Annotated in this window: 25 protein-coding genes and 1 tRNA gene; 14 read left to right on the top strand and 12 right to left on the bottom strand. The window is 62.8% G+C overall.

What is annotated here, in order from left to right:
• Positions 1 to 112 precede the first annotated feature (112 nt).
• On the bottom strand, positions 113 to 1,093 hold the full coding sequence (gene sppA, locus JQ641_RS07585) for a signal peptide peptidase SppA (RefSeq protein WP_211995379.1): 981 nt from the start codon (positions 1,091 to 1,093) through the stop codon (positions 113 to 115).
• Positions 1,094 to 1,380: 287 nt separating this feature from the next.
• Positions 1,381 to 3,081 (bottom strand): 30S ribosomal protein S1, encoded by a 1,701-nt coding sequence (gene rpsA / locus JQ641_RS07580; RefSeq protein ID WP_192736228.1) that lies wholly within the window; start codon positions 3,079 to 3,081, stop codon positions 1,381 to 1,383.
• A gap of 491 nt (positions 3,082 to 3,572) precedes the next feature.
• Here rpsA and JQ641_RS07575 point away from each other — a divergent pair, with 491 nt between their 5' ends.
• A complete protein-coding gene (locus JQ641_RS07575) occupies positions 3,573 to 3,743 on the top strand; it encodes a hypothetical protein (RefSeq protein ID WP_211995378.1) in 171 nt (56 codons plus the stop codon).
• Between the two features lie 10 nt (positions 3,744 to 3,753).
• On the opposite strand, the gene cmk is transcribed toward JQ641_RS07575, so the two are convergent.
• Complete coding sequence (gene cmk / locus JQ641_RS07570) at positions 3,754 to 4,383, bottom strand: (d)CMP kinase (protein ID WP_211995553.1); 630 nt, start codon at positions 4,381 to 4,383, stop codon at positions 3,754 to 3,756.
• Between the two features lie 252 nt (positions 4,384 to 4,635).
• Between cmk and JQ641_RS07565 the strand changes: the two genes are divergently transcribed.
• On the top strand, positions 4,636 to 5,625 hold the full coding sequence (locus tag JQ641_RS07565) for a Bug family tripartite tricarboxylate transporter substrate binding protein (RefSeq protein ID WP_211995377.1): 990 nt from the start codon (positions 4,636 to 4,638) through the stop codon (positions 5,623 to 5,625).
• Between the two features lie 18 nt (positions 5,626 to 5,643).
• Here JQ641_RS07565 and aroA read toward each other — a convergent pair whose 3' ends face one another.
• Complete coding sequence (aroA, locus tag JQ641_RS07560) at positions 5,644 to 6,993, bottom strand: 3-phosphoshikimate 1-carboxyvinyltransferase (RefSeq protein WP_211995376.1); 1,350 nt, start codon at positions 6,991 to 6,993, stop codon at positions 5,644 to 5,646.
• 146 nt (positions 6,994 to 7,139) lie between these two features.
• Here aroA and JQ641_RS07555 point away from each other — a divergent pair, with 146 nt between their 5' ends.
• From JQ641_RS07555 to JQ641_RS07545, 3 genes are all read left to right on the top strand, one after another.
• Positions 7,140 to 7,559, top strand: a complete 420-nt coding sequence (locus tag JQ641_RS07555) for a TIGR02300 family protein (RefSeq protein ID WP_192736224.1) — start codon at positions 7,140 to 7,142, stop codon at positions 7,557 to 7,559.
• A gap of 62 nt (positions 7,560 to 7,621) precedes the next feature.
• Positions 7,622 to 7,697, top strand: a tRNA-Ala gene (locus tag JQ641_RS07550).
• Positions 7,698 to 7,870: 173 nt separating this feature from the next.
• Positions 7,871 to 8,107, top strand: a complete 237-nt coding sequence (locus JQ641_RS07545) for a GIY-YIG nuclease family protein (protein ID WP_211995375.1) — start codon at positions 7,871 to 7,873, stop codon at positions 8,105 to 8,107.
• 6 nt (positions 8,108 to 8,113) lie between these two features.
• Here JQ641_RS07545 and JQ641_RS07540 read toward each other — a convergent pair whose 3' ends face one another.
• Entirely contained in the window at positions 8,114 to 8,569 is a 456-nt protein-coding gene (locus JQ641_RS07540) for a MarR family winged helix-turn-helix transcriptional regulator (protein ID WP_211995374.1), read from the bottom strand.
• A gap of 162 nt (positions 8,570 to 8,731) precedes the next feature.
• Between JQ641_RS07540 and JQ641_RS07535 the strand changes: the two genes are divergently transcribed.
• The 8 genes from JQ641_RS07535 to JQ641_RS07500 all read left to right on the top strand — a co-directional run bounded on the left by JQ641_RS07535 (position 8,732) and on the right by JQ641_RS07500 (position 15,944).
• Entirely contained in the window at positions 8,732 to 9,160 is a 429-nt protein-coding gene (locus JQ641_RS07535; RefSeq protein ID WP_211995373.1) for an organic hydroperoxide resistance protein, read from the top strand.
• 155 nt (positions 9,161 to 9,315) lie between these two features.
• Entirely contained in the window at positions 9,316 to 10,518 is a 1,203-nt protein-coding gene (locus JQ641_RS07530) for a CaiB/BaiF CoA transferase family protein (RefSeq protein WP_211995372.1), read from the top strand.
• 283 nt (positions 10,519 to 10,801) lie between these two features.
• Positions 10,802 to 12,115, top strand: a complete 1,314-nt coding sequence (ugpB, locus tag JQ641_RS07525) for a sn-glycerol-3-phosphate ABC transporter substrate-binding protein UgpB (protein ID WP_211995371.1) — start codon at positions 10,802 to 10,804, stop codon at positions 12,113 to 12,115.
• 64 nt (positions 12,116 to 12,179) lie between these two features.
• Positions 12,180 to 13,061, top strand: coding sequence for a sn-glycerol-3-phosphate ABC transporter permease UgpA (gene ugpA / locus JQ641_RS07520; RefSeq protein WP_211995370.1), 882 nt, complete (start codon positions 12,180 to 12,182; stop codon positions 13,059 to 13,061).
• Positions 13,061 to 13,909: a sn-glycerol-3-phosphate ABC transporter permease UgpE gene (ugpE, locus tag JQ641_RS07515; RefSeq protein WP_211995369.1), complete on the top strand. Its 849-nt coding sequence runs from the start codon at positions 13,061 to 13,063 to the stop codon at positions 13,907 to 13,909. Before ugpA ends, ugpE begins: the two co-directional genes overlap by 1 nt.
• A gap of 36 nt (positions 13,910 to 13,945) precedes the next feature.
• The gene (locus JQ641_RS07510) at positions 13,946 to 15,037 is read left to right on the top strand and encodes a sn-glycerol-3-phosphate import ATP-binding protein UgpC (RefSeq protein ID WP_211995368.1); all 1,092 of its coding nucleotides are present in this window, start codon (positions 13,946 to 13,948) and stop codon (positions 15,035 to 15,037) included.
• A gap of 164 nt (positions 15,038 to 15,201) precedes the next feature.
• Positions 15,202 to 15,627 (top strand): Hsp20 family protein, encoded by a 426-nt coding sequence (locus JQ641_RS07505; RefSeq protein WP_106321711.1) that lies wholly within the window; start codon positions 15,202 to 15,204, stop codon positions 15,625 to 15,627.
• 50 nt (positions 15,628 to 15,677) lie between these two features.
• Entirely contained in the window at positions 15,678 to 15,944 is a 267-nt protein-coding gene (locus tag JQ641_RS07500; RefSeq protein WP_211995367.1) for a BQ00720 family protein, read from the top strand.
• A gap of 205 nt (positions 15,945 to 16,149) precedes the next feature.
• Here the strand turns inward: JQ641_RS07500 and ptsN are convergent, their stop codons facing one another.
• The 7 genes from ptsN to JQ641_RS07465 form a co-directional block, all read right to left on the bottom strand.
• Complete coding sequence (ptsN, locus tag JQ641_RS07495) at positions 16,150 to 16,611, bottom strand: PTS IIA-like nitrogen regulatory protein PtsN (RefSeq protein ID WP_192736214.1); 462 nt, start codon at positions 16,609 to 16,611, stop codon at positions 16,150 to 16,152.
• 244 nt (positions 16,612 to 16,855) lie between these two features.
• Positions 16,856 to 17,455 (bottom strand): ribosome hibernation-promoting factor, HPF/YfiA family, encoded by a 600-nt coding sequence (gene hpf / locus JQ641_RS07490; protein WP_192736213.1) that lies wholly within the window; start codon positions 17,453 to 17,455, stop codon positions 16,856 to 16,858.
• Between the two features lie 71 nt (positions 17,456 to 17,526).
• The gene (gene rpoN / locus JQ641_RS07485) at positions 17,527 to 19,200 is read right to left on the bottom strand and encodes an RNA polymerase factor sigma-54 (protein ID WP_211995366.1); all 1,674 of its coding nucleotides are present in this window, start codon (positions 19,198 to 19,200) and stop codon (positions 17,527 to 17,529) included.
• Between the two features lie 92 nt (positions 19,201 to 19,292).
• A complete protein-coding gene (gene lptB / locus JQ641_RS07480; RefSeq protein WP_211995365.1) occupies positions 19,293 to 20,324 on the bottom strand; it encodes an LPS export ABC transporter ATP-binding protein in 1,032 nt (343 codons plus the stop codon).
• A 189-nt stretch (positions 20,325 to 20,513) separates the two neighbouring features.
• Entirely contained in the window at positions 20,514 to 21,221 is a 708-nt protein-coding gene (locus JQ641_RS07475) for an LptA/OstA family protein (protein WP_211995364.1), read from the bottom strand.
• The gene (gene lptC, locus JQ641_RS07470) at positions 21,218 to 21,961 is read right to left on the bottom strand and encodes an LPS export ABC transporter periplasmic protein LptC (RefSeq protein WP_211995363.1); all 744 of its coding nucleotides are present in this window, start codon (positions 21,959 to 21,961) and stop codon (positions 21,218 to 21,220) included. Before lptC ends, JQ641_RS07475 begins: the two co-directional genes overlap by 4 nt.
• A 140-nt stretch (positions 21,962 to 22,101) precedes the next feature.
• A complete protein-coding gene (locus JQ641_RS07465; protein WP_211995362.1) occupies positions 22,102 to 22,728 on the bottom strand; it encodes a ribonuclease D in 627 nt (208 codons plus the stop codon).
• A gap of 163 nt (positions 22,729 to 22,891) precedes the next feature.
• Between JQ641_RS07465 and JQ641_RS07460 the strand changes: the two genes are divergently transcribed.
• Positions 22,892 to 23,701, top strand: coding sequence for an NYN domain-containing protein (locus JQ641_RS07460; RefSeq protein ID WP_211995361.1), 810 nt, complete (start codon positions 22,892 to 22,894; stop codon positions 23,699 to 23,701).
• The last annotated feature ends 54 nt before the right edge of the window (positions 23,702 to 23,755 follow it).

Here is a 23,755-nt window from a genome sequence, read left to right as displayed (position 1 = left end):
AGACGCTAAATCAATTTTGGGCCACGCGAAATGACGTGACAAATGGCCCGGAAAGGGGTTGTCGCAACACCCGCAATGCGGGAGAATCGCGCCAAACCTCGCCTGCGCGGGTTCAATTGGAGGCCGCGGGCCGCCACAGTGCCAGCATACCGTCCAGTGCCAGCTGGTCGACGGCGCCTGTGACGCCGGCCTGCTCGATCTGACGCGCGATCGCGCTCAGGCCGAGCGCATCGAGGCTCACGGACGCGACGGCGCGCAGGAAAGTCATGTCGCCGAACCGCGGGGTCAGCTTGAAATCGCGCACCGGCAGATCGCTCTTGATCTTCTTCTCGGCGACCAGCCATGCCACCGCGGTTTTCTCGTCGCCGAGCTGATCGACCAGCTTCAGCTCGACCGCCTGGCGGCCGGTGAACACGCGGCCGTCCGCGACTTTTTCGAGCAGCGCCTCGTCCATGCCGCGCCGCGCCTTCACGAGGCCGCGGAACCAGGCGTACGAGTCCTTCACCAGCGCGTCGAGCGCCGCCCGCGCCTCGGGGCTGGTTGGCTCAAAGCCGTTCGGCGCCGCCTTGAGCGGCGAGGATTTCACTTCCTCGACCTTGACGCCGACGGTCTTCATCAACTCGGTGAAGTTCGGAAATTGAAACAGCACGCCGATCGAGCCGACCAACGAGCTCTGCTGGGCGATGATGTGATCGGCCGCAAGCGCCCCGATGTAACCGCCCGAGGCGGCCAGCCCTTCGACCACCACGACCAGCGGCTTCTTGGCCTTCAGCCGCGTCAGCGCATCGTAGAGCTGCTCGGAGCCGGCGGTGGTGCCACCCGGCGAATTGATGTGCACGATGACGGCCGCGGCCGACGATTTTTCCAGCCGCTCCAGCGCCTCGACGCGTTGCTGATCGCTGCGAATGAGGCCCTCGATATTGACGCGGGCAATCGAGTTGGACACCGACAGCGACGAGCGGCCGGCCGGTGTCGCGAGCACACCGACGACGACGACCGCGGCAAGCACGACCACGGCCGCCACCAGGCGCCAGAACGTCAGCTTGCGGCGTATCCTGCGGCGATCGACGATCACGTCCGAATCGAGCGACATCGAAACTCTCCTGAGGTCAGCAGCGCGTTTTGCCTTCGCAGCGTCACCAGCACGTTATCCAATTACATCAATTGCGACGCAATATGAAGAAAACAAGGCCCCATTTGTCGTCCCGGCGAAGGCCGGGACCCATAACCACCGATCTCAATTGTCGCACCGGGCTGGAGCTCCAGCTTTCGTCACCGCACCATCCTGTGGCTATGGGTCCCGGCCTTCGCCGGGACGACAACATGAAAAAGGCCCCGGTCGAAACCGGGGCCTGGTCTTTGCGAACAGGGAAGCTGCGCTTACTTGTCGCGGTTCTTGAGCGCGGTGCCGAGAATGTCGCCCAGCGTCGCTCCCGAATCGGAGGAACCGTACTGCGCGATGGCTTCCTTTTCTTCGGCAACTTCCAGCGCCTTGATCGAGACCTGCACCTTGCGGGCCTTCTTGTCGAACTGGATCACGCGGGCATCGACCTTCTCGCCGACGGCGAAACGCTCGGCGCGCTGATCGTTGCGATCGCGGGCGAGTTCCGACCGCTTGATGAAGGTGGAGAAGTCGGTCCCCGAGATCTTCACCTCGATGCCGGCTTCCTTCACTTCGAGCACTTCGCAGGTCACGACCGCGCCCTTCTTGACGTCGCCCGGCTCTGCGAAGGGGTCGCCTTCGAGCTGCTTGACGCCGAGCGAGATGCGCTCCTTTTCGACATCGACGTCGAGCACCACGGCCTTGACCATGTCGCCCTTCTTGAAGTTGTCGATCACCTGCTCGCCCGGAAGCTTCCAGTCGAGGTCGGAGAGATGGACCATGCCGTCGACGTCGCCGTCGAGGCCGAGGAACAGACCGAACTCGGTCTTGTTCTTGACTTCGCCTTCGACGGTCGCACCGACCGGGAACTTCTCGACGAAGACTTCCCAGGGGTTGCGCATGGTCTGCTTGAGGCCGAGCGAGATACGGCGCTTGACCGAATCCACTTCGAGAACCTGCACTTCGACTTCCTGCGAGGTCGAAACGATCTTGCCGGGGTGCATGTTCTTCTTGGTCCACGACATTTCCGAGACGTGGATCAGGCCTTCGATGCCCGGCTCCAGTTCGACGAACGCGCCGTAGTCGGTGATGTTGGTGACGCGGCCGGTGAAGCGCGCGTTCAGCGGATACTTCGCCTCGATGCCCTGCCACGGATCGTCCAGCAGCTGCTTCATGCCGAGCGAGATACGGTGGGTCTCGTGGTTGATCTTGATGATCTTGACCTTGACGGTCTGACCGATGGTGAGCACCTCGGTCGGGTGATTGACCCGGCGCCAGGCGATATCGGTGACGTGCAACAGGCCGTCGATGCCGCCGAGATCAACGAACGCACCGTAATCGGTGATGTTCTTGACCACGCCGTCGATCACCTGACCCTCTTCGAGGTTCTGCACCAGCTCCTGGCGCTGCTCGGCGCGGGTCTCTTCGAGAACCGTGCGGCGCGACACCACGATGTTGCCGCGGCGGCGATCCATCTTGAGGATCTGGAACGGCTGCGAATTGTTCATCAGCGGCGCGACGTCGCGGATCGGGCGGATATCGACCTGCGAACGCGGCAGGAAGGCCACCGCGCCGTCGAGGTCGACGGTGAAGCCGCCCTTGACCTGGTTGAAGATGACGCCGTGAACCTTCTCGTTGTTGTTGAAGGCCTTCTCGAGCTTGCCCCAGCTTTCCTCGCGGCGCGCCTTGTCGCGCGACAGCACGGCTTCGCCGAGCGCATTCTCGATCCGGTCGAGGAACACCTCGACTTCGTCGCCAACCTTGAGTTCGCTGTCGCGGCCGGGTCCTGCGAATTCACGCAGCGCCACGCGGCCTTCGGTCTTCAGGCCGACGTCGATGACGGCCATGTCCTTTTCAATTGCAACTACCTTGCCCTTGATGACGGAGCTTTCCTGCAAATTGCCGCCGGCGAAGGACTCGTCCAGCATCGCAGCGAAATCGTCGCGGGTAGGATTATAAGAAGCAGCAGTCGAAGCCATTTGTTCTCCAGATGCGGGTATCGCCGGCCATTCGGGTTAAGGGGCGTATCGCGCGTGAAGTGTCAGGGGTCCGCAAACCCTAACGACCGCCGTTTGCGGGAAATCGCAAATAGCGGGCCGGCAGCATGCCTGCACGTTCGATCCGTTGATTTATCCGGAGCCTCGAAGCGTATCGACTTCAGGAACCTGGAGCGGGCTTTCCTCCAATGACGGCAGGGGCTCAAACCGCCTGCCGGCCCGCTCGGACAGCCCTGATCTTATCGATGGCGGCCCGGATGGCCGGTGATATAGCCCCAAGGGGTCTTTTCGGCAAGCGGAAATGCCCGATTTACGGGGCTTTAAGGCTGGCGGGCGCGCGCCATGGGCCCATGTTTTCAACGCCTTGTTCACCGCATGACGCGAAAGGTCGGCCGCGTCAGACGATATGGAACCCCGCCTTAAGCGCCGCCCCCCAACGATGGCAAGCTTCAAAAACAGGGGGAGTGCCAACCATGAAGAGCCTGATCGCGATGACCGCCATCGCCGTCTTTACCGTCGCTACGGCCGTTGCCGGCAAGCCGGCCTATTTTGCGACCGACAAGGCGATTGCCGCGGCCAAATCGAAGCCCGTGCAGATGGCCGAACAGCGCTTGCCGTTCGACCGTGACCGCTCGAGGAACTGAACCAAAGACTTCACCGCCCGGCGCGGACGGCTTCGACGATCGCGATCGCGGCGCGAACGCCGCCTTCGATATCGAGATTGGAGTTGTCCAGGACATGCGCGTCGGGGGCAGCCTTCAGAGGCGCCGCGGCCCGATTGCGGTCCCGCTCGTCGCGTTTGAGAATATCGGCCAGCACCAGCGCTTCATCGGCCGCTTCACCCCGCGCGAGCGCTTCCAGCGTGCGGCGGTGCGCCCGCACCTTTGGGTCGGCGACGACGAAAATCTTCACGTCCGCATGCGGGCAGATCACGGTGCCGATGTCGCGCCCGTCAAGCACCGCACCCGGCGGATCGGCCGCGAACTGGCGCTGAAAACTCACCAGCGCTTCCCTCACCGTGGGAATGGCTGACACCACCGAAGCGGCATCGCCGATCCGCTGCGACTTCAACTCAGGATGGCCGAAGTTTTCCGGATCGAGCGCCATCGCGGCGGCGACGGCGCGGGCTTCATCAGTGAGATCAAAACCCTGGTCCAGCAGCATCTTGGCCACGGCGCGATAAATCACGCCGGTATCGAGGTGGCGATAGCCGTAGTGCTGCGCGAGCCGCTTGCCCAGCGTGCCCTTGCCCGAGGCGGCGGGTCCGTCGATGGCGATGATCATGTGCGCCATGTGCGACAGAGCGGCCATGGCGGTCAAGACCATGCGTCAGAGATGATGGGGCCACTGCTCCGGGAAGCGGCGTCCTCACCGCCAGGAAACCCGAATTCCGCGATGCGGACATAGGCGCGCCAGATGCGTCCAAATGTGCCTCGCCCCCGCCGTTGCCCGCCTCTATCCTGAGACCAGCCGGGGCATTCCATCGCATCTGCGAATCGCCCGATTCAAAAAAATGATAACGGCCGGAGGGATACGATGAGCACGATTTCACGACGTCAATTTATTGGCACCGCCGCAGCAGCCTCGGCGATCCCATTGATTGGGAGTTCGGCCCAAGCGCAGGCCGACTGGCCGACCAAGCCGATCAAGATCATCGCCGGCTATCCCGCCGGAGGGCAGACCGATCTGTTTGCGCGGACCTATGGCGAACATATCCGCACCATGACGGGCCAGAATGTGGTGGTAGAAAACAAGGCCGGCGCCTCGGGATCGGTCGCGGCGGTCGAAGCCAAGCGCGCCGCGCCGGACGGCTACACGCTGATGTTCACGATCTCGACGACCATGATCATGAACCGCGTTCTGATCAAGGACATCGCTTACGACACCGACAAGGATTTCATTATCGTCTCGATCATGCCGGCAGGCAGCCTGCCATTCGTCGCCGCCGAGAAGACGGGCGCCAAGACTCTCGCCGAATTTGTCGCCTACGCGAAGAAGGCCGAGAAGATCAACATCGGCACCTATGGCGCAGGATCATACGCGCACATGGCGGTCGCCGAAATGAACAAGCAATACGGCCTCAAGATGGAAGCGGTGCATTATCGCGGCGAAGCGCCGATGTGGACCGATCTGGCCGGCGGATTCATCGATGGCGCCCACGGCAGCTATTCCGCGGCGTTGTCCGTGCTGCAGAGCGGCCGCGGCCGTGCGGTCGCGGTCTCGCGCAAGCGCATGTCGACATTGCCGGACGTCCCTTCCTTTGCAGAGCAGGGCACCACATCGCCCATCTTCAAGCTGACCGGCTTCCAGTGCTGCGCCGTGCCCACCGGAACGCCGCCGGAAGTCGTTCAGAAGCTGTCAAAACTCCTCGTCGAGGGCGGCAAGACTGAAAAAGTGCTGCAGCTGATGAAATCATTCGGCGTCGACGACACCGCGATGACCTTCGAGGAGACGCAGAAACTGTACAAGGAAGAAGCGCCGATCTGGCTCGAGGCAGTGACCAGCCTCGGGCTTGCGCCGTCCTGAACCGCGCAAGCCTCCGCTCTATGAAAACTCCGCCCCGAGCCCACGCATCATCGGAATGAAATCCGGAAAGCTGGTGGCGATGAAGCTCGTATCGTCGATCTTGACCGGCTTGTCGGCGGCAAGCCCCATCACCAGCGCCGACATCGCGATGCGATGATCCATGTGGGTGGCGACGAGGCCGCCGCCGGGCACGTGCCCCCTGCCTTCGACGATCAGATCGTCGCCTGCGACCTCGACCTTGACGCCGTTGACGCGCAGCATGTCGGCGGTCGCCTCCAGCCGGTCGGATTCCTTGACGCGCAGCTCCTGCAGGCCGCGCATGATGGTGGTGCCTTCGGCAAATGCGGCCGCAACCGCCAGCACCAGATATTCGTCGATCATCGAGGGCGCGCGCTCCGGCGGCACTTCGACGCCACGCAGTTTTGAAGCCCGCACGCGCAGGGTGGCCATCGGCTCGCCGGCATCGCCGCGCACATCGCTCTCCTCGATCGAGGCGCCCATCTCGCGCAGGGTCGTGAACAGGCCGGTGCGCAGCGGATTGGTCATGACGTCGGAGAAGACGACGTCGGAGCCCTCGACGATGAGCGCCGCGACGATCGGAAACGCTGCAGACGAGGGATCGGCGGGCACCACGACATCGGCGCCGTGCAGTTCGGGCTGGCCGGTGAGCGCGATCTTGCGGCCATGGCTGCCTTCGCTGGTCGAGACGATCTGCGCGCCAAAATGCTTCAGCATCAGTTCGGTATGGTCGCGGCTCGCCTCCTGCTCGATCACGGTCGTGACGCCCGGCGCAGCAAGGCCCGCCAGCAGCACCGCCGATTTGATCTGGGCGGAGGCCACCGGCGTCCGGTACAGGATCGGCACGGGATCGCGGGCGCCATGCAGCGTCAGCGGCAGGCGGCCGCCCTCCTTGGCCTCGCCGGTCCTGGCGCCCATCAATTCCAGGGGATCGAGGATCCGCCGCATCGGCCGCGACCGCAGCGAGGCGTCGCCGTCGAAAACCGCCGAAATCGGGCAGCCGGCCACCGCCCCCATCACCAGCCGGCAACCCGTGCCGGAATTGCCGAAATCGAGCGGGTTTGCGGGTTGGGCGAAGCCCGCCACCCCGACGCCCCTCACCTGCCAGGCAAACGAGCCTGTTCGTTCGACCTTGGCGCCCAGCGCCTGCATCGATTTCGCCGTATTGAGCACGTCTTCGCCCTCAAGCAGGCCGGAAATCGTGGTCTGGCCGACCGAAAGCGCCCCCAGAATCAGGGCCCGGTGCGATATCGACTTGTCGCCGGGAACCCGGACTTTACCGGTCAGGGAACCGCTGGAGCGGGATTCCAGCGGGGTCGGGTGGGCTGCAAGCCGGTCTGAATGGGTCAAGATTGTGTCCTCTCGCGCAGGGCGGCAGGTATCACATAGGCAAGCCAGCGTCACGCGGCCGTCTCATGCGCACAAACCGCTATTGACAGCGGCCTAGCAACTAGCCAAGTGAAGCACCGTTTTTCAGAAATTCCCAGGATCCACACGTGGCCAAATCCGATCTCGGAACCAAACGCATTTGCCCGACGACGGGTAAGAAGTTCTATGACCTGAACAAGTCGCCGGTGATCTCGCCCTATACCGGTGAGGTCGTGCCGATTGCGCCGATTGCGCCGCCCCGGGCCGCCCGCGGTGATGCTGCACGCGCTGCCGCCGCAGCGAGCGCCGCTGCCGATGCGCCGGAACCGGCCGAGGCCGAGGAATTGGTCTCGCTCGAAGAGGCCGATGCCGAGGAGAACACCGGCAAGGTCAAGGCCGTCGTTCCCGAATCAGAGGACGACATCGAAATCGACGAGACCATCGAGGGCGACGAGGACGACGATTCGACCTTCATTCCCGACGAGGAAGAAGGCGATGAGGACGTCACCGACATCATTGGTGACGTCGGCGGCGACGAAGAGACTTGAGATCGGCCCTGAACTGTGGTTCAGGGTGCCTGCGCGTCGCCCAAGGCGCGCGGATCGGTTAAGGGGCCATAGCTCAGCTGGGAGAGCGCTTGCATGGCATGCAAGAGGTCGGCGGTTCGATCCCGCCTGGCTCCACCAGCCTTCGCTCGCTTCGCGAGCTTCGGCTGGGCAGGCCCGGGCAGTCCATCGTAGCGAAGGGAGCGAAGGCTGCCCCGCCATAGCCCGAAGGGCGACGGCGGGCTGCGCAAGTTCTGCGACTCCACAGACTATCCACCTGCGGTATCCTGCCTTTCCGGGGTGGAGGGCTGACCGTGCGATACGTCTATATTCTCGAAAGTCTGGATTCGCTGCACTTCTACGTGGGCATGACAGATGACCTGCGCGCTCGTCTGGCTAAACATAATGCCGGTGAAGTGCCGCATACCTCGAAGTACCGCCCTTGGCGGTTACGAACTTATATTGCGTTCGATGACGAACAGCGCGCCATCGCATTCGAGAAATACCTGAAGTCTGGATCCGGCCGGGCTTTTGCAAAGAAACACTTCTGAGCCCCCCTACTCCCCCAACGCCGCATTCAACTTGTCGCGCAGCGCGAGCAGTTCGTTCTTCATCGCCACCAGCTCCCCCACCGAGCACGCCGAGCTCGCCAGAATGCCCTGCGGTACGGCCTTGGCTTTTTCCCGCAGCGCCTGGCCTTTCGGCGTCAGTGCGATCAGGACCTGGCGCTCGTCCTCGGTGCTGCGCGTGCGCCGGATCAATTCGGCGGCCTCCATCCGCTTCAGCAGCGGGGTCAGCGTGCCGGAATCGAGGAACAGCTTCTCGCCGATGTCCTTGACGGGCACGCCGTCGCGCTCCCACAGCACCATCATCACGAGATATTGCGGATAGGTCAGCCCGAGCTTGTCGAGCAGGGGCTTGTAGACGCGGTTGAAGGCGTGCGCCGTGGAATACACCGCGAAACAGATCTGATTGCCGAGCAGCAGCGGATCGACCGCCGGTTTCCTAGCCATTTGCACCTCGCCAAGTGGGGACGCCCGTGATCATTTAGGGCCGCGGGCGCGCCTAATCAATTGCATACAATTAAATTGCGGACCTCTTCATTTTTTCTATTGTGCACAATCTAATTGTGTGCAATACAACAACCATCGAAACCGAACCCAAGGGAGACCAACATGTCCGTGAAAGTCCTCTACAAGACCACCGCAACGGCCACCGGCGGCCGCGACGGCACCGCTTCGACGGCTGACGGCGCCTTCAGCGTCAAGCTTGCGACCCCGAAGGAGCTCGGCGGCGGCGGTGGCGCCGGCAACAATCCCGAACAGCTGTTTGCGGCCGGCTATGCCGCCTGTTTCATCGGCGCGATGAAGGCGGTTGCGGCTCAGGGCGGCGGCGTGAAGGTGCCCGCGGAAGCCTCCGTGACCTCCACCGTCGGCATCGGCCCGCGCTCGGAAGGCGGCTTCGGCCTTGATATCGACCTCGCCGTTTCCCTGCCCGGCCTTGCCCGCGCCGACGCCGAAGCACTGGTCCAGAAGGCCCACCAGGTTTGCCCGTATTCCAACGCCACCCGCGGCAATGTGGATGTGCGCCTGACCGTGGTGTAACGGCCGCGTCGAACGGCCCGCTGCAACAAGCCGCGGGCCGTTTTCGCGCGTCTTCTGTCTCCGCATGCGCCTGTGCGCGGGCGGGCATTGCCGCCGCGCCCGAAGACCGCTAGCTCAGGAATTCCATTGGTCTTACTTGAGCGAAGGTTCTTTCCATGAGTTCTCCGGCTCCCGGCGCGATGACCGGCCTGCGCGTGATCGATCTCACGCGCGTGCTCGGCGGCCCCTATTGCACGCAGATCCTCGCCGACCACGGCGCCGACGTGATCAAGGTCGAACCGCCCGCCGGTGACGAGGTGCGCGACTGGGGCCCTCCGTTCCATGAGGAGGACGCGGCCTATTTCGTCGGCATCAACCGCAACAAGCGTTCGATCGGCCTCGACCTCGCCTCCGAGGGCGGCCGCGCCGTGTTGTTGAAGATGCTGGAGACCGCCGACGTCCTGATCGAGAATTTCAAGCCCGGCACGCTCGACAAATGGGGCATCGGCAACGACGTGCTGCGCGCGAAATTCCCAAAGCTCGTGCATTGCCGGATCTCCGGCTTTGGCGGCGACGGCCCGCGCGGCGGCAATCCCGGCTATGACGCGATCATCCAGGCCATGACCGGCATGATCGCCGCAACCGGTTCGCCGCAGAGCGGCCCGATGCGGATCGGCGTTCCGCTCGTCGACATCACCACCGGGCTTTATGCCGCGATCGGCATCCTGATGGCGCTGTCGGAGCGGCAGCGCTCGGGCCTCGGCCAATTCCTCGAGACCACGCTGTATGAAACCGGCCTTGCGATCATGCATCCGCATACCGCGAATTATTTCATGCATGGCAAGCCGCCGAGTCTGACCGGCAACGAGCATCCCAATCTCGTGCCTTATGCGATCTTTCCGACCCGCACCGACAACATCTTCATCGGCGTCGGCAATGACGGCACCTTCCGCAAGCTCGCCGAGGAAATCGGCAAGCCGGAACTCGGCACCGATCCGCGCTTTGCCCGCAACAAGGACCGCATCGCCAACCGCGATGCGCTGCGCGCCGAACTCGCCGCGGTGTTCAGCCAGCACGATGCCGCGCCGCTGTGCGACCGCCTGCTCGCGGCTGGCCTGCCGGCCGGGCCGGTCCAGTCGATCGACCAGGCGCTGACCGCCGCCCACACGCTTCACCGCGGCGATGTCATCGAAAAGGACTGGTACAAGGGCGTCGCCTCGCCGATTCGCCTGGAGCGAACCAGGCCGAGCCTGCGCCGGACCCCACCGAAATTCAGCCAGCACTCCGCCGAGGTGCTGGGCGAGTTCGGCTACTCCAAAAGCGAGGTCGAGGCGATGGTCGCCAAGGGCGTGGTCTGCGGCTCAGAGCGGAAGCGCTAGCTACATTGGTCGTCCCGGCGAACGCCGGGACCCACATCGGTGAACAAAGGCGGCTGATACCGCCCATTAAATCAACGCCGCGGCGTATGGGTCCCGGATCGCGTTCGCTGCGCTCACTTGTCCGGGACGACGAGATAACTAACAAGCCGCCTCAGCCTATTTTCCGGCTTCCCTTGGCGCCCGCTTCCCCCCTACGCTGCTTTCGCTTATACGGTCATTTGTACGTCATCCGGCGCTGCTATCGCGCGAAACGAAGATGATGACCCAACCTGGAGGGAATTACATGGCATTTCGACAATTCGGCGTAGCGGCGAGCGTGACTGTTGCGCTTGCGCTCGCCACGCCTGCCTACGCTGCGACCGAGATCCAGTGGTGGCACGCGATGACCGGCGGCAACAACGACATCGTCAACAAGCTTGCCGAGGATTTCAACGCCAGCCAGTCCGACTACAAGGTCGTCCCCACCTTCAAGGGCAGCTATCCCGACACCATGAATGCCGGCATTGCGGCGTTCCGCGCCGGCACCGCGCCGCACATCATCCAGGTGTTCGAGGTTGGCACGGCGACCATGATGAGCGCCACCGGCGCCATCAAGCCGGTCTACCAGCTGATGAAGGATGCCAACGAGCCGTTCGACCCCAAGGCCTATCTGCCGGCGATCACAGGTTATTACTCGACGTCGAAGGGCGACATGCTGTCGTTCCCCTTCAATTCGTCGTCGACGGTGATGTGGATCAACAATGACGAGCTGAAGAAGGCCGGAATCGCCGCGATCCCGAAAACCTGGCCGGAGGTGTTCGACGCCGCCAAGAAGCTGAAGGCGGCTGGACACACGACCTGCGGCTTCTCCAATGCGTGGGCGTCATGGGTGCATATCGAACAGTTCTCGGCCTGGCATAACGTGCCGATCGGCACCAAGTCCAACGGCCTCGACGGCTTCGATACCGTGCTGACGTTCAACTCGCCGCTGCATGTGAAGCATCTGCAGAACCTGATCGACCTGCAGAAGGACAAGACCTACGACTATGCCGGCCGCGCCAACGCCAGCGAGAACCGCTTTGCGTCCGGCGAGTGCGCGATCTTCCTGACCTCGTCGGGCTATTACGCCACCGCCAAGAGCACCGCCAAGTTCGACTTCACCTCGGCGCCGATGCCCTATTACCCTGATGCCGCCGGAGCTCCGCAGAACTCGATCATCGGCGGCGCTTCGCTGTGGGTGATGGGCGGCAAGAAGCCTGAGGAGTACAAGGGCGTCGCCAAGTTCTTCACGTTCCTGTCCGACACCAACCGTCAGGCCGACCTGCACCAGAAGTCCGGCTACCTGCCGATCACCAAGGCAGCCTATGAAAAAACCAAGGCGGACGGCTTCTACGAGAAAAACCCCGTCCTGCAGACGCCACTGAAAGAACTCACCAACAAGGAGCCGACCGAGAATTCGCGCGGCCTGCGCTTCGGCAACATGGTGCAGATGCGCGATCTCTGGGCCGAGGAACTGGAAGCGGCGCTGGCTGGCAAGAAGACCGCCCAGGAAGCCCTCGACGCCGCGGTCGCGCGCGGCAATGCGATGTTGCGGACGTTCGAAAAGACGGCCAAATAGGATCGGCGAAGACTCCCTCTCCGCCTTTCGGAGAGGGAGCACCTCTGGCATCACAGCGTCCTGAATGGAAAAGTCGGTCGTCTTCAATAACAAGCTGCTGCCATACCTGCTGCTTGTGCCGCAGCTCATCATCACATTCGTATTCTTCTACTGGCCGGCGAGCCAGGCGGTCTTTCAATCCTTCAAGCGCGAGGACGCGTTTGGACTGACGTCCGAATTCGTCGGGCTGGAAAATTACCTGACCCTTTTCGCGCAGCCTGAATATTACAAGTCGATGCTGACGACGGTGATCTTCTCGTCGCTGGTCGCGGCGTTGTCGCTTTCCATTGCGCTGTTGTTCGCAACCCAGGCCGACAAGAACCTCAAGGCGGCCGGCACCTACAAGACGCTGATGATCTGGCCCTATGCGGTGGCGCCCGCGGTCGCCGGCGTGCTCTGGATCTTCATGTTCCATCCCTCGCTCGGCACACTGGCGCGGCCGCTCCGCTGGATGAATTTCGACTGGAATCCGCTGCTCAACGGCAACCACGCCATGACCCTCGTGGTGATGGCCGCGGTGTGGAAGCAGATCTCCTACAATTTCCTGTTCTTCCTGGCCGGCCTGCAATCGATCCCCAAGAGCGTGCTGGAAGCCGGCGCGATCGATGGCGCCGGCCCGATGCGGCGGTTCTGGACCATCGTCTTTCCCCTGCTGTCGCCGACGACGTTCTTTCTTCTGGTCGTCAATGTCGTCTACGTCTTCTTCGACACGTTTGGCATCATCGACGCGGTCACCGGCGGTGGCCCGGCCGGTGCCACCACCACGATGGTCTACAAGGTGTTTGCCGACGGACGGCTCGGCGGCGATCTCGGCGGCTCAGCCGCGCAGTCAGTGGTGCTGATGGTGATCGTGATCGCGCTGACCGCGGTCCAGTTCAAATATATCGAGCGCAAGGTGCAATACTGATGGTCGAGCACCGCCCGCTCAACGACATCATCGCCTACGCGATCCTGACGCTCGGCGTCTTCATCGTCGCCTTTCCGGTCTATCTGGCCATGATCGCGTCCACCCACGACGCCGCGACAGTGGTCGGCGGCAGCATGCCGCTGACGCCCGGCAGCCAGACGCTGGAAAACTACTACCGCGCGATATTCGTCGGCGGATCGCGGACCAGCCGCGAGCCGGTCGGCCACATGCTGATGAACTCCTTCATCTCGGCGCTCGGCATCGCGATCGGCAAGATCTTCATCTCGATCCTGTCGGCCTACGCCGTGGTGTATTTCCGCTTCCCGTTCCGCAAGACCGCATTCTGGATCATCTTCGTCACGCTGATGCTGCCGGTCGAGGTACGCATCTATCCGACTTACAAGGTGGTCGCCGACCTCAAGATGCTCGACACCTATGCCGGACTGATCATGCCGCTGATCGCGTCCGCCACCGGAACGCTGCTGTTCCGGCAATTCTTCATGACGGTTCCTGAGGAATTGCTGGAAGCATCGCGGATCGACGGTGCGGGCCCGTTCCGCTTCTTCTGGGATACGCTGCTGCCGCTGTCGGTAACGACGATCGCGGCGCTGTTCGTGATCCAGTTCATCTATGGCTGGAACCAGTATCTGTGGCCGCTTCTGATCACCACCCAGGATTCGATGCAGACCATCGTCACCGGCATCAAGAAGATGCTGTACACGACCGACGAGCTGGCTGAATGGCAGCTTGCGATGGCGACCGCCATCCTCGCGATGCTGCCGCCGGTCGCGGTGGTCGTGTTCATGCAGCGCCTGTTCGTGCGCGGACTGGTCGAGACGGAAAAGTGAGGAAGCGAGTGGCGCTGGTGACCCAAGGCAACGTAAATGGCTAACGTAACGCTGCGTAACGTCCGCAAGACCTATGCCGGTGGCTTCGAAGCCATCAAGGGCATCGAATTTGACGTCGGCGACGGCCAGTTCTGCGTGCTGGTCGGCCCTTCCGGCTGCGGCAAGTCCACGCTGCTGCGGATGGTCGCGGGACTGGAAACGATAACCGGCGGCGAGATCGATATCGGCGGCCGTATCGTCAACCAGATCGAGCCGGCCGACCGCGACATCGCGATGGTGTTCCAGAACTACGCGCTCTACCCGCACATGAGCGTCTACAACAACATGGCCTACGGCCTGCGCAACCGCGGCATGCCCGAGCCCGAGATTAAGACCCGCGTCGAGGAAGCCGCGCGCATCCTCGAACTCGGCGCCATGCTCGAACGCAAGCCGCGGCAATTGTCCGGCGGCCAGCGCCAGCGCGTGGCGATGGGGCGCGCGATCGTGCGGCAACCGAAAGTGTTTCTGTTCGACGAGCCGCTGTCGAACCTCGACGCCAAGCTGCGCATCGCGATGCGGGTCGAGATCCGCAAACTGCAGCGCCGCCTCTCCACCACGGCGATTTACGTCACCCACGATCAGCTCGAGGCGATGACGCTGGCCGACATCCTTGTCGTGATGAATGCCGGCCAGGTCGAACAGATCGGCAATCCGCTCGACATCTATCAGAAGCCCGCAACCACCTTCGTCGCCTCGTTCATCGGAGCGCCACCGATGAACCTGATGCCGCTGCGGTCCGATGAACTCAAATCGCAACTGGCCGGCGACGTCAGGCTCAACGAGGCCGCCATCCTCGGAATCCGTCCCGAAGACTTCGTCATCTCAAATGAGGCCGTCGGCGGCGGTGTGGCACTTGGCCTCACCGTCGAGGCGATCGAGCACGTGGGGGCCGAAACCTTCATCTACGGCGCTCGGCAGAACGAGACGCAGGCCGTGGCCGCCAACCCCGGGGAACTGCCGCCCGGCGAGGTGATCGTGCGGATTCCCGGCGCCATCGGCCCCGCCATTGGCGAGCGAATCAGGGCGGTGGCACCAGCAGACAAACTGCATCTATTTACCGCCGATGGCCGCAAGCGGGTGGGTGATTAACCCTGTCATCCCGCGGCGGCGCGGCCGATTTACGCAGCGCCTGGAGCGGCTTGAACCCTCCCCAAATCACCCCCATATTGTTGTTTGACCGGTCAGCAAACCCGCCGGCCGGTCGCATGGGGTGCCGCAAGGGCCCCTCAAAGTCGCTTCGAGAGGACTTTGTAATGTCTCGTGTTCCATCGTTATCCAGTCCGTTCCTGCTTGGGTTCGACGAAATTGAGCGTGCGCTCGATCGCGTCGTCAAAGGCGCCGACGGCTATCCTCCCTACAACATCGAGCGCTGCGACCGCAGCAATGGGCAACCCGAACGCTTGCGCATCACGCTGGCGGTCGCCGGGTTTACCCGTGACCAACTCGATGTGACCATTGAGGAAAACCAGCTGGTGATCCGCGGCCGTCAGCAGGACGACAAGGCCCGGCAATACATCCATCGCGGCATCGCCGCGCGCCACTTCCAGCGCACCTTCGTGCTGGCGGAGGGGATGCAGGTGCTGGGCGCGGATTTGAAGAACGGGCTGTTGTCGATCGACCTTGCCAGGCCGGAACCTGAAAGGGTCGTTAAGACAATCGCTATCAATGAACACGAATAATGGAACGAGGAGCGGACTCGACCGCTTAGTCTCATAGAGGAGTCGAGACCATGAGTGATGTGAGTGTGACGTTCGAAGCTGAAAAGGTTTCTGTTGAGGCGCTGGCCCATCTTGGCGAGGGCCATATCGCCTACGTAAAGCAGGTCCGTTCCGAGGACGTGCCCGGGCTGTTTCCGCAGGCGCCGAAGATCGCGCCAGGACTGAAACTGTTCGCGCTGCATGCCGCCGACGGTACCCCGATCATGCTGACCGACAGCCGCGAGGCGGCGGTCGCCAATGCATGGAGCAACGAATTGCAGGCCGTCAGCGTGCACTGACCCGGCCTACCGGTGTCGGCTGATCCGACGCTTGTCGGTATCAACTGACGCTGCGGTGGCTGCTGTCACTGGCGCAGGCTTGGTAGCGGTCGCGTAGACCGCGATGAGAGTTCGCAATACGCGGGCATGTTCCTCGGATCGGGGACGGCCCGCGTATTTTTTTGGCCGACGTAATTCGCCAGCGTCAGTTCGGAAATGAAGGGTGTTACGCCGCGCTCGCCGGCGGCAGCGCCAGTACCGAATAGATCGCCTGGGCGTCGCGCGAGGCGCGCAGTTTCTTGGCGACGTCCTGATCGCGCAGCAGGCGGGCAATCCGCGCCAGCGCCTTCAAATGGTCGGCGCCGGCGCCTTCCGGCGCCAGCAGCAGGAATACCAGGTCGACCGGCTGGCCATCCATTGCTTCGAAATCGATCGGGCGCTCAAGCCGGGCGAAAAACCCGAACAGCTTTTCGAGCTTGGGCAGCTTGCCGTGCGGTATGGCAACGCCGTAGCCGACGGCGGTGGTCCCCAGTTTTTCGCGCTGCAGCAGCACTTCGAAGACCGCGCGCTCGTTCTGCCCGGTCAGGGTCGCCGCCCGCGCCGCAAGTTCCTGCAACGCCTGCTTCTTGCTGATGACTTTCAACGCGGGGAGTATCGCCTCGGGTGCGACCAGATCGGTAATCGTCATGGGGCGTTCCGAGGTGAATTAAGCCGTCAGGGTGCGAAATGGGTTCGAGAACTTCAGCTTCAAGAATTGGGCGTCAAGAAACTGAGGTAGGAGGCGGGCTTAGGCCCGGGTCCCGATTGGTCGGCTTCTACTCCAACGCATGACCGGTGCCAACTCCCACGGGTGAGTTCCCGCACGCTATCCTTAAAGGGCGGCGGACCATAGGGAGGGGCGCTAGGGGCGTCAATGCTGTCAGCCATGCTTGTCAGGGGGTAACGGCCGGGGGATCGACCCACCCGACATTGCCGTCCGTGCGCCGGTAAATGATGTTCACCCGGCCGCTCGAGCCGTGCTGAAACACGATGCAGGCCGCCCCGGTCAGATCGAGCTCCATGACAGCTTCGCTGACCGACAGCCGCTTCAGCGACTTGGTCGCCTCCGCAATGATCACGGGGCTGTATTCAGAGACCTCGTCGTCGCCCTCCGGGGCCTCGATGATATAGCTCGGCGCGTCCAGACCCCCGCCGTTCAACTCCGCGAGCGCCGCCGAAGCCGCGTAGGTCTTGCGGGCCGAACGGTCCTTCAGCCGGCTCTTGTAGCGGCGCAGGCGCTTCTCGATCATCACCAGCGCCTGGTCGGCGCTGGCATAGGCGTCGGTGGCGTTCGAATCGGCTTCCAGCGTAATGCCGGAATCGAGGTGCAGCGAACAATCAGTACGGAAGCCGAAGCCATCCTTGCTCAGCGTGATGTGGCCGGAATAATTGCCGTCGAAATATTTTCGCAGGACCTCATCGGTGCGCTCGCTGACGCGGGAACGAAGCGCTTCGCCGACGCTGATGCTTTTCCCGGAGATTCGAAGGGTCATTTGATGCCTCGCTTGATGCCTCGTTCACTCTGTCGGGAAACCGACACTATCGCGATTTGACGCGAACGCAATCAGGCCGGCGCCGTGTCACGGGACCGGTCGGAGGAAGTGGCCGGGGCTGAAAGTGCGTTACCGAGCATGCTCTGTTTGTCACGGCGGCGCTGCACCGAGGAAGGAATTCGCATCGCTTCGCGGTACTTCGCGACGGTGCGGCGGGCAATATCAATGCCCGACTCGCGCAATCGTTCCACGATCGTATCGTCGGAGAGGATCGCGGTCGGGGCTTCGGCGTCGATCAGTTGCTTGATGTGGTGGCGGACCGCTTCGGCCGAATGGGCCTCGCCGCCGTCGGCCGAGGCGATCGAGGCGGTGAAGAAATACTTTAGTTCAAAGCTGCCGCGATTGGTCGCCATGTATTTGTTGGCGGTAACCCGTGACACCGTCGATTCATGCATCTGGATCGCATCCGCCACCGCCTTGAGGTTCAGCGGCCGAAGATGCGCCACGCCATGGGTGAAGAAGCCGTCCTGCTGGCGTACGATTTCGGTCGCGACCTTCAGGATGGTGCGGGCGCGCTGATCGAGCGCGCGGACCAGCCACGTCGCGTTCTGCAGGCAGTCGGTGAAGTAGGATTTGTCGCCGTCTTTCCGGATCGTCTTCGACAGCTCGGTGTAATAGACCTGATTGACCAGCACGCGCGGCAACGTGTCGCTGTTGAGTTCGACATGCCAGCCGCCGTCCGGGCCCGGCCGCACATAGACGTCCGGCACCATGGTCTGGGTGCGGGCCGAGCCGAACTTCAGGCCGGGCTTGGGATCGAGCCGGCGGATCTCGCCGATCATGTCGGTGATGTCCTCGTCGTCGACCCCGCACAATTTGCGCAAAGACGCGATGTCACGCTTGGCCAGCAAATCCAGGTGTTCGACCAGCGCCTGCATCGCGGGGTCGTAGCGATTGAGCTCGCGGAGCTGGATCGCGAGGCATTCGCTCAGATTGCGCGCGCAAACGCCGGGCGGGTCGAACTTCTGCAGCACCGCAAGAACCGCATCGACATCGGCTTGCGCGGCGCCGAGCCGTTCGGCGGCCTGCCCGAGGTCCTGCGGCAGATAACCGGCATCGTCGACCAGATCGATCAGGTATTGTCCGATCATGCGCTGCACCGGACCGGGGAAAGCCACCGCCAGTTGTTCGGCGAGATGGCTGCCGAGGGTAATTTCGGCGGCGACAAAGGCTTCCAGGTTGTAATCGTCGTCGTTCGACGCGCCGCCACCCCATTCGGTGTAGGCGGTGGGCGCGGCATCCTGCGCCGCCCGGGCGGCCGCCTCGGCGGGCTCCTCGGAGAAGACGTTGTCGAGCGGCGTATCCAGCGTCTGCTCAATTTCTGTGCGGCTGCCGAGATCGCGGTTCAGCCAGTCTTCCTGGCCGGCCTCGAACTGGCCGGGCTCAAAACTGTCGCCATTGGTCCCGCCGGCCATCTCGCCCGGCTCGGCACCGCCCTCGTCGCCAAAGCTCTGGGAATCACCGGAATTGGAGAATTCAGCCTGTTCCGGGACCGGTTCACCCCTGACCGGCGCTTCCGGCCCGTCGCTGGCCCGCTCCAGCAGCGGATTACGCTCCAGCTCCTCCTCGACGAAGGCCGAGAGATCGAGGTTCGACAGTTGCAGCAGCTTGATCGCCTGCATCAGCTGCGGCGTCATGACCAGCGACTGCGACTGGCGGAATTCTAGTCTCTGCGTCAGTGCCATGGAGGCGAGAACCGATCCACTAAAGTTGGTCCGATTCTTGCTTATCCTAGTCCAAAGCCGATGTACACGGCTTGACGTCTGCTAAAAAAGGGCTAGAGGCGGAATTCCTCGCCAAGGTAAAGACGGCGTACATCCGGATCGTTGACGATGTCGTCCGGACTGCCTTCAGTCAAGATTTCCCCGGCATAGACGATGTAGGCGCGGTCGGTCAGGCCGAGCGTTTCACGCACATTGTGGTCGGTGATCAGGACGCCGATGCCGCGATTGGTGAGATGGCGCACCAGGTCCTGAATGTCGCCGACCGCGATCGGATCGATGCCGGCGAACGGCTCGTCGAGCAGCATGTAGTTCGGACGCGTCGCCAGCGCGCGCGCGATCTCGACGCGGCGGCGCTCGCCGCCGGACAGCGCGATCGACGGCGATTTACGCAAGCGCGCGATGTTGAATTCATCGAGCAGCGAATCGAGTTCGGCCTCGCGCTTCTTCCTCGAGGGTTCCACCACCTCGAGCACCGCGCGAATATTCTGTTCCACCGTGAGGCCGCGGAAGATCGACGCTTCCTGCGGCAGATAGCCGATGCCGAGCCGCGCGCGCTGATACATCGGCAGCTTCGTGACGTCATGGCCGTCGAGTTCGATGGCGCCGCGGTCGGCCTTGATCAGCCCGGTGATCATGTAGAACACCGTGGTCTTGCCGGCGCCGTTCGGCCCGAGCAAACCCACGGCCTCACCGCGGCGAACATAGATGCTGACGCCGCGCACGACCTTGCGGGTGCCAAAGCTTTTTTCCACGCTGTGCACGGCGAGATAGCCCGGCCGCTGGATCAGACGGGGCGCAGCGGCGCCATTGGTCCTGGATTGGTTCTTTGGGGCTTGGGTCTTGGGGGCCTGCGCGCGCGGGCGCGGTTCCTCGTACGGCGGTTCCACCGCGTGCTCCGGCGGCTGGGGCAATTCCAACCCGGTCAGCGGGACGGTACGCGCCATCGGCGGCGCATCGCGCACCGGGTTCGTCAGCATGTCGCCAAAGGAATCGCCGAGCGCGGTGATGTCCTCGCGCGAACGCGCAAATCCTGCCGGCCCGCGCTTTGCGGGGCGTCGACGGAACATGCCGAGTAAATCCACCATCCCGCTTCGCTTAGCCTTTCACGGTGATCCCGCGCCACCCGCCGGCGAATCGATCCGCCTGCAAAGCATGAATGAATGGATGTTCCGTGCCCAGTGGAACACCTTGCCGCGCCCGCCCAGTAGATACAGCCTCGGAACCCCGGCTTCAACCGTGCGAGCCCAAGATAATAATTAAGGCTTTGATCTGTCTTACTTTTTCCCAGGAAGCAGCATGGGCAGGCCCGGCTTCGCGCCGCCCGGCGCCGGCGCCGCTCCCGGCCCGCAGCCCTGCGAGCTCTGGTCGAACATGCCCTGTACCTTGCCGCTGTCGGATTCCACCCGCGACACACCGGTCGTCATGTCCACCTTCAGGCGGTCGCCGCGCAACACGTTCTTGCACTGGGTCAGCACGACCTGGCCACCCGGTCCGCCCGCCATGGTCATGAGATTGGCCCTGGTATCGAAGATGGCGGTGTCGCCGGTTACGATCTGATCCTTTTGCGTGATGACGACATTGCCCTTGGCTTCCAAGCGGCGGATCGACGAACTGCCGCCAGGCCCCGGAGAAGCGGCCTGCATCGGCGCGGTCTTGGCGCCCTTCGCATTGGCCGCAGGCGGCGTGGCTGGCGTCCCCCCAGCTTGATCGTAGAACACGACCAGCGTTTTCGACGTCATGGTGGTGTCGCCCTGCACGACTTTCACGTTGCCGGCAAAGGTCGCCTCTTTTTTCTTGTCGCGCATCTCCAGCGACGCGGCTTCGATCTGGATCGGCTGATCGCGGTTCTGCGAAAAGCCCTGCATCGCGTTGGGCACGCCCGACATCGCGCTTTGCGCAAGGGCGGCACCCGGCGCGATCAGCGCAAACGCCAACGCCGCCTGAGCCAGACTGCGCGAGAAAAACATCTTCATGAAAATCATTTCGTGCTGGAAGATTTGCCGGAGACGGATCGCGTCTTCGGCTGTGGAGCAACGGGTTCGGGCGCCGGCGCAGGCTGAGCGGGCGCAACGTCATCACCCAGTTTGTCCAAATTCATCACGACATTGCCTTCGAACCGCACCACCTCGCCGCTGTTGAGGATTCTGAGCCTGTCGGCGACGAGCGTTCCATTCAGCAGTTTGACGTCGACATGTTCATCCGAGGTTACCGTGCCCTTGTTGATGTCGATATAGGCCTGCGACAGGCGGGCTTCATAGCCGGTGGAGGATTGCAGGAAGATATCCTTACGCAGATCGAGCAATTGCTGCTTGCTGTCGTAATAGCCGGTGCGGGCATCCATCGTCACCGTGCTCTTGTCTTCCAGCATCACCTTGGCGCGCGGCGCCTTGAGTTCCATATGGTCGGGATCGGTCAGATCCTGGATCGCGGCCTTGGCCCAGACTTCGTACGGCCGCTGGTCGGTCGAAAAGCCGGCGAGATGCGGCGATTCCATCGTAATCTTGGTGCCGGAAACCACCAGATTGCCGATGTCGACCGGGAGCTTCGGCAACAGCATCCGGAACGGATTGAAAACCGACACGGCGACGATGCTCGCCATCGCCAGCACCACTGCCGACGGCACCGCGATCCGCAGCACCCGTACCATCCGGCTGTGGCGCGCCGCGCTGGCAAAGCGCGCCTCCATTCCGGCGACGTAGGCTGGGTTCTGTGACGAGTTCACCGCTGCTCCAGAGCGAGGTTAGCCCGCCATTGTAGCCGGGATTGCCTCACGATGCAGCCCGGACCTCGCTTTACCAGTGTGACCGAAACGGGGCGTAAACACCCCCAAGCACCCCGGGGACTGCTTCAAATCGCCCCGGTTCAGGAATGCGCGAAAATATCCTCGAGCTCCCAGCCGCCGAGGTCGAGCCTGGCCCGGGTCGGCAGGAAATCGAAACAGGCCTGCGCCAGTTCGGTGCGGCCCTCGCGCGCCAGCATGGCGTTGAGCCGTTCACGCAGGCCATGCAGATGCAGCACGTCGGAAGCCGCATAGGCGAGCTGCGCCTCGCTGAGGCTGGCCGAGCCCCAGTCGCTCGACTGCTGCTGCTTCGACAGGTCGATATTGAGCACCTCGCGCACCAGGTCCTTCAGGCCATGCCGGTCGGTATAGGTGCGGCTCAGCCGCGAGGCGATCTTGGTGCAATAGACCGGCTGCGGCATCACGCCGAAGGCGTTGTAGAGGGCGGCCAGATCAAAGCGGGCGAAGTGGAAGATCTTGATGACCTTGGGATTGGCGAGCAGCGCCTTCAGGTTCGGCGCGTCGCTGTGGTCCTTGCCGTAGTCCTTGGGGATCTGGATCACGTCGGCGGTGCCGTCGCCATTCGACATCTGCACCACGCAAAGCCGGTCGCGATGCGGGTTGAGCCCCATGGTCTCGGTATCGATCGCAACCGAATCCGTGTAGCGGGAAAGATCCGGCAGATCGCCGCGATGCAGGCGGATGGTCATGGCGTTGGGAACCTCTTCGAATCGGCAGAGCGTAAAGTCCTAAGGTAACGTCGAAATCGCCGCCAAACGAGGGTCCGGCCCGCCAAATCGCGTACTTTATGCGGCCTTTTCCAGAATCGGCGGAGTTGCGTCAATATGGCCGCGACCACAAAAGGGGGCACCGATGAAAGCCGAACAGCAGCGATTGCCCCGTTTTGCCGTGCTGATCGATGCCGACAACACCTCGCCGCTGATTGCCGGCGGCTTGTTCGAGGAAGTCGCGAAATTCGGCGAGGCCAGCGTCCGCCGTATTTGCGGTGATTTTTCCGGGCCGCACCTCAAATCATGGTCCGAGATCCTGCAAAAGCACGCCATCGATCCGTACCAGCAGTTTGCCTACACCAAGGGCAAGAATGCATCTGACATCGCGCTGGTCATCGACGCCATGGACCTGCTGCACAGCGGACGGTTCGACGGCTTTTGCCTGGTGTCATCAGACAGTGATTTTACGCGCCTTGCCTCCCGCATGCGCGAGCAAGGCGCCGATGTCTACGGATTTGGCGCCCAGAAGACGCCGGAGAGTTTCAGGCAGGCCTGCCGCCGATTTATTTACACGGAGAATCTTTTGCCGGCGGCGGCGACGACCTCCAACGCGGAGACACCATCCAAGCCGGTTTCGCTCCAGCCTCGGAGTGCCGCTATTCCAATATTGAAAAAGGCCATTTCGCAGATCGAGGGCGAGGACGGATGGGTTTCGCTGGGGCAGGTGGGCACGCAACTTTCAAACCTGTTCTCTGATTTCGACCAGCGCTCATACGGCCATAGCAAACTCATCGATCTGGTCCGGAAGACGGACGCCTTCGACGTCGAAAGGATCGATAGCGGGCATGTGCGGATCAGGGCCAAGGTCGCCAGCCGCGGTCCGAAAGGCAAGGTTCAGGTCGCGCAAGAACCAGCAAACACAAAATCGCGAAAACAACCCCATGCAAAGTAGAATGGGAGCCTGCAATCTGCTTGAAAAACGGGCAATCCAATAATAGTTATTGGC

It is taken from the genome of Bradyrhizobium sp. JYMT SZCCT0180 (assembly GCF_018130165.1).
GTDB lineage: Bacteria > Pseudomonadota > Alphaproteobacteria > Rhizobiales > Xanthobacteraceae > Bradyrhizobium.
The sequence above is the reverse complement of the archived record's forward strand: the minus strand, read 5'-3'. Positions and strand labels throughout refer to the sequence as shown.